The organism is Sorangium sp. So ce887, from assembly GCF_051521455.1.
Classification (GTDB): domain Bacteria; phylum Myxococcota_A; class Polyangia; order Polyangiales; family Polyangiaceae; genus Sorangium.
In genome coordinates this window covers 7,373,640-7,387,147 of record NZ_CP150354.1, presented here as the reverse complement: position 1 = coordinate 7,387,147, position 13,508 = coordinate 7,373,640, and the positions used below count along the sequence as shown (strand labels likewise).

Annotated in this window: 10 protein-coding genes; 7 read left to right on the top strand and 3 right to left on the bottom strand. The window is 74.3% G+C overall.

Features of this window, described 5'->3' with window-relative positions:
• Positions 1-244: 244 nt before the first annotated feature.
• Both WMF36_RS27325 and alaS read left to right on the top strand, forming a co-directional pair.
• Complete coding sequence (locus WMF36_RS27325) at positions 245-1,042, top strand: HEAT repeat domain-containing protein (RefSeq protein WP_437573702.1); 798 nt, start codon at positions 245-247, stop codon at positions 1,040-1,042.
• A 156-nt stretch (positions 1,043-1,198) separates the two neighbouring features.
• Positions 1,199-3,949 (top strand): alanine--tRNA ligase, encoded by a 2,751-nt coding sequence (gene alaS / locus WMF36_RS27320; RefSeq protein WP_437573701.1) that lies wholly within the window; start codon positions 1,199-1,201, stop codon positions 3,947-3,949.
• 47 nt (positions 3,950-3,996) lie between these two features.
• On the opposite strand, the gene WMF36_RS27315 is transcribed toward alaS, so the two are convergent.
• Complete coding sequence (locus WMF36_RS27315) at positions 3,997-4,389, bottom strand: hypothetical protein (protein ID WP_437573700.1); 393 nt, start codon at positions 4,387-4,389, stop codon at positions 3,997-3,999.
• Positions 4,390-4,941: 552 nt separating this feature from the next.
• On the opposite strand from WMF36_RS27315, the gene WMF36_RS27310 reads away from it, so the two are divergent.
• From WMF36_RS27310 to WMF36_RS27300, 3 genes are all read left to right on the top strand, one after another.
• On the top strand, positions 4,942-6,852 hold the full coding sequence (locus WMF36_RS27310; protein ID WP_437573699.1) for an HTH domain-containing protein: 1,911 nt from the start codon (positions 4,942-4,944) through the stop codon (positions 6,850-6,852).
• Between the two features lie 176 nt (positions 6,853-7,028).
• Positions 7,029-7,916, top strand: a complete 888-nt coding sequence (locus tag WMF36_RS27305; RefSeq protein ID WP_437573698.1) for a LolA family protein — start codon at positions 7,029-7,031, stop codon at positions 7,914-7,916.
• 150 nt (positions 7,917-8,066) lie between these two features.
• The gene (locus WMF36_RS27300; RefSeq protein ID WP_437573697.1) at positions 8,067-9,551 is read left to right on the top strand and encodes a serine/threonine-protein kinase; all 1,485 of its coding nucleotides are present in this window, start codon (positions 8,067-8,069) and stop codon (positions 9,549-9,551) included.
• 102 nt (positions 9,552-9,653) lie between these two features.
• Here the strand turns inward: WMF36_RS27300 and WMF36_RS27295 are convergent, their stop codons facing one another.
• The gene (locus WMF36_RS27295; RefSeq protein WP_437573696.1) at positions 9,654-10,457 is read right to left on the bottom strand and encodes a glycerophosphodiester phosphodiesterase; all 804 of its coding nucleotides are present in this window, start codon (positions 10,455-10,457) and stop codon (positions 9,654-9,656) included.
• A complete protein-coding gene (locus WMF36_RS27290) occupies positions 10,454-11,458 on the bottom strand; it encodes a hypothetical protein (RefSeq protein ID WP_437573695.1) in 1,005 nt (334 codons plus the stop codon). The genes WMF36_RS27295 and WMF36_RS27290 overlap by 4 nt, the downstream gene beginning before the upstream one ends.
• Before the next feature lie 79 nt (positions 11,459-11,537).
• Here WMF36_RS27290 and WMF36_RS27285 point away from each other — a divergent pair, with 79 nt between their 5' ends.
• Both WMF36_RS27285 and WMF36_RS27280 read left to right on the top strand, forming a co-directional pair.
• A complete protein-coding gene (locus WMF36_RS27285) occupies positions 11,538-12,356 on the top strand; it encodes a hypothetical protein (RefSeq protein WP_437573694.1) in 819 nt (272 codons plus the stop codon).
• Between the two features lie 82 nt (positions 12,357-12,438).
• Positions 12,439-13,410, top strand: coding sequence for a DNA-processing protein DprA (locus tag WMF36_RS27280; protein ID WP_437573693.1), 972 nt, complete (start codon positions 12,439-12,441; stop codon positions 13,408-13,410).
• The last annotated feature ends 98 nt before the right edge of the window (positions 13,411-13,508 follow it).

The window sequence follows — 13,508 nt, the reverse complement described above, 5'->3', positions numbered from 1 at the left end:
CGGGGCGGTAAAGCGGCGTGAAGCGACGACGTCGTCGCCCTCGTCACGAGTCCTGCATGAGCCATCGCGGGCCAAAGGGGCCTTGATCTCGCGACCGTCCTGGCCAAGGATAAGACCGTCTGGACGCCAGGCGCGTCGCGAGACTTCCGTGGTTCACCGAGGAGAGCAGGTGGCGAGGGTCGCCGTTCTCCGGAGGGACGTGATGGTTCGTCGTCTCTTCATTGCGATGTTCTTGGCGACTTCGATGGTTCTCGGGTCGACCTCCCTGTCGAGCGCGCAGGACGGCGACACGTCCGCTTTCCGCGACATCGCGGTAGGCAAGGATTACCGGCTGCGGGTCGCGGCGGCGCTGGCGCTCGGCAGGTCGAAGAGCCAGGGCGCGCGGCCCGCCCTGGAGAAGGCGCTCAAGGATCCGCACCCGGCGGTGCGCGCCTCGGCCGCGGCCGCGCTCGGCGCGCTGGGCAACCCCGCGGCGGTGCCGGCGCTCAAGGCGGCGCTCAGCCTCGAGCCCGCCGCCGGCCGGAAGCGCCCGATCGAGGCCGCCATCGAGCGGCTCTCGAAGTCGTCGGCGAAGGCGCGATTCCTGGTCAGCCTGGGCAAGTTCGAGAACCGCTCCGGCGTGAAGGACGCGATGATCGGCTCGCTGCTCAAGCAGCAGACGCGCAACCGCGTGGCGCAGTTCGCCGACATCGAGGTCGTCGCTGACGGCACGGACGTGGCGGCGCAGGGCAAGAGCCGCAAGCTGCCGGCCTTCACGCTGGACGGCTCGGTCACGCAGCTGAACAGGCGCCAGGGGTCCGACGGGATCGGCTTCTCGGCCAGGGTCGAGTACGTGATCCGCGAGATGCCCAGCCAGACGCTGAAGGGCTCGATGACCGGCTCGGCCCAGGCGGTCGCCGAGGCGCGGCGCGCCAGCGGCCGGCGGGAGCTCGCCCAGCTGCAGACCGACGCCGTCGCGGGCGCGATCGAGAGCGCGCTGCAGCGGGCGCCCCTCGCCCTCGAGGCCGCCTCCGGCAGCAGCGTCGTCCCCTCCGGCCGCTGACCCGCGCGCCGCGCCGGCGCCGCAGGCGCGCGCCGGCCGCGATCGTCCGGCGGCGCCGGCGGGCCTGGCCGGCGCGCGCGCGTCCGCGGCGGCCGGGGCCGGCCCATCGAGCGGGCGGAAGCCGCTCTCCGGTCGTGCTAGACCGCGCCTCCTCCTATGTCCATCGCAACGCCTGCCAGCTCCGATCTGATCCGACGCACGTTCCTCGAGTTCTTCGCCCAGCGCGGGCACGAGGTCGTTCCGAGCGCGCCGCTGCTGCCGCAGAACGATCCGACGCTGATGTTCGTGAACGCGGGCATGGTGCCGTTCAAGGACGTGTTCACAGGCAAGGACAAGCGCCCCTACCAGCGCGCCGCCTCGAGCCAGAAGTGCATCCGGATCAGCGGCAAGCACAACGACCTGGAGAACGTCGGCGTGACCGCGCGCCATCAGACGTTCTTCGAGATGCTCGGCAACTTCAGCTTTGGCGACTACTTCAAGGAAGACGCGATCGCCTTTGCCTGGGAGCTCCTGACGAAGGTTTACGAGGTCTCTCCCTCGCGGCTCGTGGTCACGATCTACAACGGCGAGGGGGGCTTTCCTGCCGACGAGGAGGCCGCGGCGATCTGGCGCAAGGTCACCGGCTTCGGCGACGACCGGATCCTCCGGCTGGGGCTGGCCGACAACTTCTGGACGATGGGCGACGTCGGCCCGTGCGGGCCCTGCTCCGAGATCCACTTCTTCCACGGGAACGAGCCTGACGTCTCGCGCTTCGGCGAGGAGCCGCGCATGGACGGCACCGGCTGGACCGAGATCTGGAACAACGTGTTCATGCAGTACGAGCGCGTCGAGAAGGACGGCCCGCTCGTCCCGCTGCCGGCGCCGAGCATCGATACGGGCATGGGCCTGGAGCGGATCGCGAGCGTGCTCCAGGGCGCGACGTCGAACTACGATACGGATCTGCTCCGGGGGCTCGTCGACAAGGCCGCGGAGCTCAGCGGCAAGCCGTACACGGGCGGGAGCGCCGACGACGACGTGTCGATGCGGGTCATCGCCGATCACGCGCGGACGACAGCGTTCCTGATCGCCGAGGGCGTGATGCCCGAGCGGCAGCGGCGCGAGTACGTGCTCCGCCGGGTGATGCGCCGCGCGATCCGGCACGGGCACCGGCTCGGGATCGACAGGCCGTTCTTGCACGAGGTCGCGCTCGAGGTGGTCCGCCGGATGGGCGAGACGTATCCGGAGCTCAGGGACCGGCGGGAGCTCATCGCCCGCGTCACCGAGGACGAGGAGGTCCGCTTCCGCTCCACGCTGAAGCGCGGGATGAAGATCCTGGACGAGCGCTTCGCGGAGATGCGCTCGTCGGGCGAGAGGACGCTCGCGGCCGCGGCGGCCGCCGATCTCTACACCACCTACGGCTTCCCGCTGGATCTGACGCAGGTCATCTGCGCCGAGTCGAACTTCGACGTCGACGTCCCGGGGGCCGAGGCGGTCATCCACGGCGCGGCCGAGGCCGACGGCCCGATCGATCCGAACGCCGCCGTGGATCCCGCGCACCGCGCGGCGCGCGCGCAGCTCGCGCAGCCGGTCGTCTTCACGGGCTACGAGCACGAGGAGGGCGACAGCGAGATCGTCGCGATCCTCCGGGTCGAGGCGCAGGGCGAGGGCGAGAAGGCGCGCAAGGTGAGGACGCCTGTCCCGCGCGCGGAGGCGGGGGAGGCGGTCGAGATCGTCGTCCGCGAGACGCCGTTCTACGCCGAGTCGGGCGGCCAGGTCGGCGACAGCGGCGAGGTGACGGCGGACGGGGCGCGCGTCGAGGTGAAGGACGCGCAGAAGCCGGTCGCCGGGCTGGTCGTGCACGAGGGCGTGGTCCGCGAGGGGGCGATCGAGGTGGGGCAGCGCGTCCACCTGGAGGTCGACCACGCGGCGCGGTCGGCGACGCGCCGCAACCACTCGGCGACCCACGTCCTGCACTGGGCGCTGCGCAAGGTGCTCGGGGAGCACGCGCAGCAGAAGGGCTCGCGGGTCGGCCCGGACATCCTCCGCTTCGACTTCACGCACAACAGGCCCCTCACCCGCGAGGAGATCGCGCAGATCGAGGATCTGGTGAACGAGAAGGTCCTCACGAACGCGCGGGTGACGACCGAGATCCTGCCGATGGACGAGGCGCGGCGGCGGGGCGCGATGGCGATCTTCGAGGAGAAGTACGGCGACACGGTGCGAATGCTCACGATGACGCCCGAGGTGGTGGAGCTCTGCGGCGGCACGCACGCGCGCGCGCTCGGCGACATCGGGCTGTTCAAGATCACGAGCGAGGGCGGGGTGGCCGCGGGCGTGCGCCGGATCCTCGCGTCGACGGGGCTGAACGCGCTCGGTTACGCGCGCGGCGTCGAGGCCGAGCTCGCGCGGGCGCGGCAGGTCGCGAAGGCGCAGGGCGGCGATCTCGCCGAGAAGATCGGGAAGATCGTGGCGCACGAGCGGGAGCTCGAGAAGAAGGTGGCGGACCTCGAGCGGCGGATCCTGGAGGGCGCCGGTCCGGCGCAGGGCGGCGGCGGCGGCATCGAGGCGATGCTGGAGGGCGCGCGGGAGATCGGCGGGATCAAGGTGCTGGCGCGCCGGATGCCGGACGGCACCAACCCGGGCGCGCTGCGCGACCTGGCGGAGAAGCTGCGCGACAAGCTCGGCGATCGCGCGGCGGTGCTGCTCGGCGCGGCCGTGGGCGACAAGGCGCAGCTCGCGGTGATGGTCTCCAAGCCGGCGACCGAGCGGCTCAAGGCCGGGGAGCTGATCAAGCCGATCGCCCGCATCGTGGGCGGCTCGGGCGGCGGCCGCCCCGACATGGCGCAGGCCGGCGGGACCGACGTCGGGCAGCTGGATGCGGCGATCGCGGCGATCTACGCCGAGGTCGAGCGGGCGCTCGCATCGTAGCGCGCTGCACGCGCGGCGCGCCCGAGGGGGCGGGCGCGCCGCTGCGCTCAGGCGTCACGCCACTTGGTGCGGGCGAGCGGGAGGAGCTTCGGGGGTTTTCCGCTCCTCCCGTGGCGCGTCGGCAGCCGCACCGGCTCGCCCGGCGCGGGCGCCCGCGGCCGCGCGCCGCGGGCGTGGGCGCCGATGGTCGCGCGCACGATCGGCGGCAGGAAGATGGACTCCAGGTCCACGCGCGCGAGCGCGGTCGCGAGGGTGGCGATGCGATCGGGCAGCGACGCGTTGGCGTCGACAAGGATGAGCCGCCGGCCGAGCACGGTGCAGAGCCCGCCACGCGGATTGCGCGCGTCCGACAGGTGCGGATCGAACGCCTCCATCCTGACGGCGATGCCGACCCTGTTGGCCGCCAGGGTGAGCTCATCGAGCAACCGCGAAAGCTCCACCCACGAAGCGTAACCGCCTTATCCAGGAGATGGCAAAGCGCAAAAGCGATGTTGTGGCCGCCGCGGCCGCGCGGGAGGCCCCGCGCCCTGCGAAAGCCGCTCAACCGTCAAGCGTCAAGCGTCAACCGATTTCCCGCCTCCGGCTTATCCCGTGTTCCGGACTGGCCTACAGCCGCTCACGCGCCACATCGATGCTTGTGCAGCAGGGCCCGCGCGCGCAATTGCGCCGCGCTCACGCCCGCGCCACGCTCACGCCCGCGCTCGCTGCCGCGCGCGGCCGACCCCCGGGCTTCGCGCCGGCCGCGCGCCGGTTCCACCCCCAGAGCTCGGCCAGCGGCTTATCTTGAGCCAGATCGCGCCGCCCGTTGACCGCCGTTCCCGTGCATGCTACGAGCACGCCGTTCCGCGCGTCGTGGCCGAGTGGGAGCGAATGTGCGTTTCCCGGCCGCGGTGGGGTATCCCGCGCGCTTCGTCAGCCACAGTAGGACGGGGCGGCCGCGATGGGGACGACGAGGGCGCCCGCCGGGCGGTGCGCCCCGAAGGGCGAACAAGATGACGTTCACGGATGCAGCCGCCGAGGTCCTTCGCCTCATCGGTAGACCGCTTCACTATAAAGAGATCACCGATATCGCGATCGAGAAGAACCTCCTTAGCCACGTTGGCAAGAGCCCGGAGGTCACGATGGGCGCCCGCCTGGCGGCGACGCTGAAGAAGGACACGGCGGACAACCCCCTGGTGCGGGTCAAGCCGGGCGTCTTCGCGCTGCGCGAGTGGGACGAGAAGACGATCAAGTCCGGGGTCGACGGCAAGAAGGCGAAGCGCGGCGGCAAGCCCGAGGCGGCCAAGGCGCGCAAGGGGGAGCAGCCGACCCTGTTCGAGACGGCCGCCGACGGCGAGGCGGTGGAAGAGAGCGATTCGGGCGCTCCGGCGGTCGACGGCGAGGCGGTCGAGGCCGCAGGGGGGGCGGCGCAGGCTGCGCCGGCGTTCGACGAGGACGACGACGACGACGACGACGAGGTCGTGGCCGGCGCGACGAGCGCGGTCGGGATGGCCGGGTTGAACGGGGTGGAGATCCCGGCAGCGCGCGAGGCCGTTCCGTCGCCGGCGCCCTCGTCCCCGCGGGCCGTAGGCGCCTACCTCGACGAGGAGGAAGGCGAGCTCGAGGACGCCGAGCCGCCGGGGCCGGACGAGGCGATGCGCGCCGAGGCCGTCGCCGGCGCCGCCGAGCTCTTCGACGAGGAGGACGACGACGATCAGCCGATCCTCGGCGGCGACGACCGCGCGACCCCCGGCTCGTCGGGTGAGCAGGGCGAGGGACGCCGCCGCCGCCGCCGCCGCCGCCGCGGCCGCGGGACCGCGGAGGCCACCCCGAGCGCCGGTGGGCTGCCTTCCTACGTCGCGACGCCGGTGTTCGAGGCGCGGCGCGAGAACGGCCGCGAGCCGCCGCGCTCCGACCGGAGCACCGACCGGGTCGAGCGCGTCGTCGAGCGCGTCGAGCGTCCTGAGCGCGCCGACCGCCCTGAGCGCGCCGACCGCCCCGAGCGCGCCGACCGCCCCGAGCGCTTCGACCGCCCCGAGCGCGTCGAGCGCGCCGAGGGCTTCGGCGCCGAGCCGGTCTACCGCGGCCCTCAGGTGATCGAGCTCACAGGCGGCGAGGGGCACGCGCTCGACGACCTGGCCGGCCGCGATCTCGCCGATGCGATCGCGGGCATCCTCTCGACCTTCGATCGGAACGCGGGTGCGGTCTCGCTCCGGCAGATCGCGGAGACGGCGCAGCGCCGCGGCCGGCTCGCCGGCGACGTGCAGCTCGTGCAGTCCCAGGTCGCGGCCGCCGTGCGCGCCGACAACGCGCGCCGCATCGCCGCGGGGCAGCGGCCCCGCTTCCGCTTCGCCGGCGGCCGGATCGCGCTGACCGACTGGCTGCTGCCGGGCGACCTCGCGCGGCTGGAGCAGGAGGCGCTCGCCGCCGTGGACCGCTACCGCGACGCCGCGCGGCGAGCCTTCGCGCGCAAGCTCTCCGAGCTCCCGGGCCACGCCTTCGTCGAGATCTGTGTCCTCGCCCTCGAGCGCATCGGCCTCGGCCAGCTGCGCGCGGTGCGCCGCGCCGGTGCGCCGGGCGGCGAGAGCCACTTCTCCGGGGCGCTCCGCACGGCGGGCGACGAGATCAAGCTGGCGCTGGTCGTCCGTCGGGACGGCCGCGAGGTCGGCCGCGAGCGGGTGACCGAGCTGCGCGGCTCGCTCCACCACTACGGCCCCGCGACCGCCGGCTGGATCCTGACCGCCGGTCAGATGCTCTCCGGCGCGCGCGAGGAGGCCGCGATCCCGGGGACCGCGCCGATCTCCCTCTTCGACGGGCTCGCGGTGGCTCGCGTCTGCGAGGAGAACGACGTCGCTGTCCTCCGCGCCCGCCTGCCGATCGCGATCCCCGACGTCGATCTGCTCGAAGCGCTCCGGGCGTCCTGACCCCGGCCGCGCGCGTCCGGCCGGGGGCTCGCTCCGGCCGGATGCGCGGCGCCGCTCTTCTGCTCCTCCCCTCGGCGCCGTCTTCGGCGCCCTTCCTCCACCTTCCTCCACGGTGACGCCGCCCGCACCGCTTCCGCGGTTGACGGGCTCGGCGATCCTTGTCAGCGTCCGCGCCCATGCGCCATTGCGCGATCGCCTGGTCCGCGTCCCTCGCCGTGCTCGTGACCGGCTGTGCTTCCGTGGCTCCGCCGCCATCCCGGTTCCCGACCGCCGACGCGGCGCTCGGCCGGATGAAGGCCACGTATGCCTGCGTGAACGGCGTCCAGGGCACCGCCAAGATCGACCACTTCTCGCGTCAGGGGAGGATCCGCGGTGACGTGTACATCCTGGCGGTCAATCCCGATCGGGTCCGCTTCGATATCGTGAGCCCCTTCGGCGCGACGCTCTACACGCTCACGTCGAATGGCACCCTGTTCCAGATGCTCGATGTCGGGGAGAAGCAGCTTTTGCATGGGCCCGCGAGCGCGTGCAACCTGTCGCGGCTCACCCAGGTGCCCATCCCCGGGCACGCGCTCGTCTCGCTGCTTCGCGGCGAGGCGCCGGTGCTCTTGCACGAGCCGAACGGCGCCTCGATCGCCTGGGACGGCGGCGGCTTCTACCGCGTGCTGATCCAGAGCACCCGCGACGCGGTGGAGGAGATCCACCTCGAGCCGCGCCCGGACGACTGGCGCTTGCCGTGGAGCCAGCAGCGCCTGCGCGTCAGGGAGGTCCGGGTCGCGCAGCGCGGGCTGGACCTCTATCACGCCGAGCTCAGCCATCACGGGACCATCCGCACCGCGGCGCCGCGCGTCGACCCGGAGGGAATCGACGAGCCGATCCCGCCGAGCGGCGGCGCCTGCGAGGCCGAGATCCCCCGCTCGATCCGCATGCGGGTGCCCAATACAGAGGACGACGTCATCTTTCAATACAAGGAGGCGAAGTGGAATCCGCCCCTCATCTCAGGGGCGTTCACCCAGCCGATCCCCGGCGGCGTCGTCCGTCGCCACGTCGACTGCCAGGACTGAGTCCGGCGCTCAGGTGGTTCCTGAGGGGACTACCTACCTCACCGGCGGCGCCGGTCGCCGCCAGCGGCGCTCGCCTTACGGCGTGGACGCCGCTCGGCTGAACGTCTAGATCTGCGCAATCCCACCTCGCCATGGCGGGAGGAGTCGGCGATGGACGTCGAGCCGGGAACGATCGTCGGCGAAAAATACCGCCTGGAAGGGCCGCTCTCGCGGGGCGGGATGGGCTCCGTGTGGGTGGCCCGGCACGTCCAGCTGGGCGCGCCGGTGGCGATCAAGTTCATGGACCCGGAGCACGCGGCCTCGCCCGAGTTCCGCGCGCGCTTCTACCGTGAGGCGCGCACGGCGGCGAACCTCGAGAGCCCGCACGTGGTGAGCGTGCAGGACTACGGGATCCAGGGGACCGTCCCGTACCTCGTCATGGAGCTGCTCCGGGGCGAGGACCTGAGCCGCCGTCTGAGGCGGGTCCGGCGCCTCTCCGTCGCCGAGGCGGCGCGCATCGTCCTCCAGACCGGCAAGGCGCTGCGCCGGGCGCACGAGTCCGGGCTCGTCCACCGCGACCTCAAGCCGGGCAACCTGTTCCTCTCGCGCGTCGATGACGAGGAGGAGATCGTCAAGGTCCTCGATTTCGGCATCGCCAAGCAGCTCACGGGCAAGCTGCTCAGCGACGAGACCACGAAGACCGGCGAGCTCCTGGGCTCCCCGTTCTACATGAGCCCGGAGCAGGCGCGCGGCGACAAGGACCTCGACGCGCGCAGCGACCTGTGGTCGCTCGGGGTCATCCTCTTCCGCGCGGTCACGGGCAAGCTCCCGTTCGAGGGCGACGTGCTCGGCGCGGTCCTGTCGCGGATCCTCGTCGAGCCGATCCCGCTGGCGACGCAGCTCGTGAGCGATCTGCCGGCCGAGCTCGACGCGTTCTTCCTGCGCGCGCTCTCGCGCGACCGGGCCCAGCGGTTCCAGTCGGCGCAGGAGATGGTGCACGCCTTCGTGGCCGCGGCGGGCGACCTCGGCATCCCGCTGCCTGCGCCCTCCGTGCCGCGGCCGGAGCCGGTGACGTCGCGCACGGGGACGCTGCTCGGGCTGTCGCCGGGCGGCGCCGCCGAGCTCACGGGGGCAGGCGACCTCGGCGCGCTCTCCGGGTCCGAGGACGAGGGCGCAGGCCCGCGGAACGACGCGCTCACGCCGCTGCCCGATCCGCTCGATCAGGGGACGCTCACGGCCGCCGCGGCCGGGGAGGTCCACGACGCCCGCAGGCCGCGCGCGAGCGCGACGCGCCGCTGGCTGCTGGCGTGCGGCGCGCTCTTCGTGCTCAGCGGGACGGTCGCGATCACGGCGCTGCGCGCCATCGGCAAGGAGGCCAAGGAGGGCGCCGCTCCCGTGGTCGCGCCGCTCCAGCCCGCGCCCGTGAGCTCGGCATCGCCGCCGGTGGAGGTCGCCCGCGCGTCGACGCCCGAGATGGATCTCCTGCTCGTCGCCGCGGACGCGCCGGCCGCGGACACGGCGCCGCCCTCGCTGGCGCCCTCGGGCACGGCGGAGCCGGCGGCGTCCGCCGCGCGAAAGGACCGGCCGGCGCGGTCCGCTCCGCGCCGGGTCCCGCACCGGGCGCGCGAGATCATCGACCCCTGGCAGCGACGATAGCGGCCGGTCGCGCCCGATGGCGCCGGCCGGCAGCGGCCGGCGGCGCCGGTCCGTAGCGGCGGGTCGCGCCCGACGGCGCCCCGGTCGGCAGCGGCTGGTCGGTCAGGCGAGCGCGTCGCGGATGCGGCGCGGGGCGTCGGTGATCAGCCCGTCGACGCCGAGCGCCGCGAGGTCCCGCGCTTCCCCCGGATCGTTCACCGTCCACACGTTGATCACGCGCCCCTGCCGCTTCAGCAGCGCGATGCGCTCGGGCGACGCGATCGTCCGCTCGATGTGCGCGGCGAGCGCGCCGAGCGCCGGGGCGAGGCGCACGGCGGTGTCGTGGTAGCGGCTCCGGTGCACGAGGAGCGCGCGCGGCACGGCCGGCGCCATGACCCGGAAGGACGCCAGCATGACCGGGTCGAACGACGAGACGAGCACCGGGTGGCGAGGATCCCAGGCGCGCAGCAGGCGCGCGGTCGCGAGCGCGACGGCGGCGCGGTCGGGCACGTCGCGCTTCATCTCGACGTTGACCGCGAGCCGCCGCCCGCGCGCAAACGCGAGCACCTCGGAGAGGAGCGGCACCCGGTCGCCGCCCAGGTCGACCTGCCGGAGCTCGTCCCAGCGGAGCGCCGCGGCCGCGCGCGGGTCCGCGCCCTGGGTCACCCGCTCGAGGTCCGGGTCGTGCAGCGCCACGAGCTCGCCCGAGCCGCACACCCGCACGTCGAGCTCGATCCCGTCGGCCCCTTGCGCGGCCGCCTCGGCGAAGGCGGCGAGGGTGTTCTCCGGGGGGGCGCCCTCGCCGCGCACGCCCCGGTGCCCGAAGAGGAGCGGCGCGCGCGACGCCGCCGTCCCGGGCTCGCCCCGCGACATCGCCTGCCCCGGCCCGCGCGCGCTCCGGCGGAAGCGCTGCTCGGCCCAGGTCACCGCTCGGGCTCCTCGTTGAGCTCCTCCGCGACGGTGCGGGCCGCCTCCCGCGCGCGCTCGAGCGCGGAGAGCGGGAAGGACGCCGCGCCGACGGCCGGGTGCCCGCCTCCATCGTAGCGGCGGCAGATGGGCGCGATGTCACGATCGCGCGCGACGCCGCACCAGGGATTGTAGCCGACCGAGAGCTTGTAGTGCTGCTTCTGCCGGGACAGCGTGACCGAGTACACGCAGTCCGGGAACATCGCGTACGTCATGAACTTGCCGACCGCCTCGAGCGGCGCGTCGGAGAGATCGACCAGCACGACGCGGCCGAGCTTCCGCGCGCCGTGCTCGATGCGCGCGACGAAGGTCTGCCGCGAGAGGGAGAGCGGGCGCCAGAGATCCTGGATGTCGGGCGCGCGCGCCACCTCGCTCACGGGTCGCTCGACGAGGCGGGGCACCACGGAGGCGAGGAAGCGCCCGTCGCCGTGGTGCTCGACGACCGAGGCGAGCTGCATGATCGGCTCCTCGCGGCTCACGGCGGCCTCGGCCGAGGGGAAGCGCGCTGTGTCGATGAGGTCGGCCCAGCGGATGAGCTCATCGACGCCGGACATCTCGACGCCGAAGTGATCGCGGCTGACGTCCGCGATGAGCTTCGTGCACGAGCCGTAGGCGGCGTCGTAGAAGACGTGGGGCGCGTCGCCCGCGGCGCGCGAGCTCGACGCGCCGGCGAGCGCCGCGTCGCGCTCGTCGTCCGAGCCGAACCCGGTGATGTGGTGGTCGAAGTACCACGTCAGCTTCTTCGTCGGCGTGTAGCGGAAGTCGAGGATCGCGTTGTCGTCGCCGTCGAGCCACGAGGGCGGGATCATCGACATGCCCGGGCCGTACCCGCAGGAGCGGTACCGGAGCGCGAGCGGCTCGCCGGGGCGGAGCGCCTGCATCAAGCGGGTGAACAGCGCCGCGCTCGCCATGCCGTCGAAGCAGTGGCCGTGCGTCGCGACGACGATGTCCCTGGGCTTCATCGGGCGAGGGGGTAGCACGACCCACGGCCCGCCGCTCGCGGACCGGGCATCGCGCGGCGGTTCTGGTAGTCTCCGCGCCGTGCGGCGCGCCCTCGTTCTCCTCGCACTGCATCCGTTCAGGCCGGCGCGCCGCTCGTCCGCTGCACCGATCGCGGCGCGGCTCGCTGCGCCGCTCGCGCTCGCGCTCGTCGCTCCGGGCTGCGGCGCCGGCGCCTCGGCGTCCCGCGCGGAGGTCCTGCAGCCTAGCCCGCCGCGCGCGCCGGCCGCCGCGCCCGCGCGCGCGGCGCGGAACCCACCGCCGCCGAGCGATGCGCCCGAGCCGGACCCGGAGGCGGCGCGTCTGTTCCTGAGCCGCGCGGGGCAGCGGCGGCCCGCGGCGAGCGCGCCGGCGCCGCGCGTGACCGCGCTCGCGCTCGCCAACACGGCGCGCGGTGAGGCGAGGGGGATGACGCCGCAGGGCGACGTCGTGTCGCTCGCGATCGGGGAGGGGGAGAGCGCCGCGATCCCGGTGCGCGTCGCGCCGGAGGCGTGCGCGGTGTTCATCGCGCAGGGCGGGCTCGGCGTGATCGAGGTCGACCTCTTCGTCACGAAGGGCGCGCCGCCTTCGCTCGAGATCGTCGCCCAGGACGCGGACAGCGGGCCGATCGCGGTGATCGGCGGCCGGGGCGCGTGCTTCACCCTGCCCGGCGACGCGCCGCTCGCCGTGAGCCTGCACGCGCAGGTGCGGCGCGGCGCGGGCGTCGTGCTCGTGCAGGCCTACCGCGGCCCGCGCCCGGCCGCTCCCCCCGGCGCGGCGCCGCCCGGCGCGACCCCGCCCGACACGGCGCCGCCGAGCGCCGCGCCGCCGGGCGCGCCGTCCCCCGGCGCGGCGCCGCCCGGCGCCACGCCGCTCCCGTAGCGCCGCGGCGGCCCGCGACGCGCGGGGCCGCGCGCTCCTCATTTTGCGCAACTCGTCCCGGGCGCCGGTCGACACGCCGCGTATGGCGTCGATCGAGATCCTGCCCGCAGATCCAACCTACCCCGCGCCGCTCTGGGCCCTCGTGACCGAGTCCGAGGCCGCACCGCCGACGCTCTATCTGCGCGGCGCGCTCCCGTCGCGCCCGGGCGTCGCGATCGTCGGGACGCGCGCCGCGAGCGACGAGGCGCTCCGGTTCACCCGCGCGCTCGCCGCGTCGCTCGGCGAGGCGGGCTTCTCGATCTGGTCGGGCGGCGCGCGCGGCGTCGACGCGGCCGCGCACGAGGGCGCGCTCGATGCGCGCGCGCCGACCGTGGTCGTCAGCGGCGGCGGCCACGCGCACCCCTACCCGCGGGAGCACGCGGCGCTCTTCGATCGCATCCTCGCCGCGGGCGGCGCGCTGCTCGCGCGCGTCCCCGACGACACGCCGCCGCTGCCGGGGCTGTTCCTCCAGCGCAACGCGGTCCTCGCCGCGCTCACCCTCGCGACCGTCGTGGTCGAGGCGGGCATCGAGAGCGGCGCCCGCTCCGCCGCCGCGGCGGCTCGCCGCCTCGGGCGCCACCTCTGCGTCGTCCCCCACGCCCCGTGGAGCCCGCGCGGCGTCGGCTGCGCGCTTGAGCTCGCCTCCGGCGCGCGCCCCATCACGCGCGCCGCCGACGTGATCGACGTCCTCGGCGGGCCGGCGCCGCCGCCCCGCAGGCGGGCGCGGCGTTCGCTGCGCAACAGCTCGCCCGCCGCCGGCACCCTGCCGCTGCCCGACGCGGCCTTCGCCCCGCGGGCGAGCGTCCCGCCCGAGAAAACCGCGCAAATCCCGTCGATGAGCGCGGCCGAGCGCGCCGTCCTCGACGCCCTGGACGCCCACCCGGCGCACGTGGATGAGGTCTGCGAGAGGACGGGGCTTCCGCCCAGGCACGCCGTGGAGGCACTCTTGACGTTGACGCTCCAGGCCGTAGTAGTAGAGGGGCCCGCCGGGTTGTTTCGGCGGGCTCTTCGTTGAAGGGCGCGCCGGCCCACCCTGCCCAGTGCGGTTTCGGGGGGGCTGCCTCCTCCGCGGGGGGGCCTCCCCCGCACCGAAGGGCGCCCTTCAATCCTCTC

Bases quoted from the DNA above. Each gene is read 5' to 3' on its own strand.
- WMF36_RS27325 (WP_437573702.1), top strand. From the start codon at position 245: ATGGTTCTCGGGTCGACCTCCCTGTCGAGCGCGCAGGACGGCGACACG.
- alaS (WP_437573701.1), top strand. From the start codon at position 1,199: ATGTCCATCGCAACGCCTGCCAGCTCCGATCTGATCCGACGCACGTTC.
- WMF36_RS27310 (WP_437573699.1), top strand. From the start codon at position 4,942: ATGACGTTCACGGATGCAGCCGCCGAGGTCCTTCGCCTCATCGGTAGA.
- WMF36_RS27305 (WP_437573698.1), top strand. From the start codon at position 7,029: ATGCGCCATTGCGCGATCGCCTGGTCCGCGTCCCTCGCCGTGCTCGTG.
- WMF36_RS27300 (WP_437573697.1), top strand. From the start codon at position 8,067: ATGGACGTCGAGCCGGGAACGATCGTCGGCGAAAAATACCGCCTGGAA.
- WMF36_RS27290 (WP_437573695.1), bottom strand. From the start codon at position 11,458: ATGAAGCCCAGGGACATCGTCGTCGCGACGCACGGCCACTGCTTCGAC.
- WMF36_RS27280 (WP_437573693.1), top strand. From the start codon at position 12,439: ATGGCGTCGATCGAGATCCTGCCCGCAGATCCAACCTACCCCGCGCCG.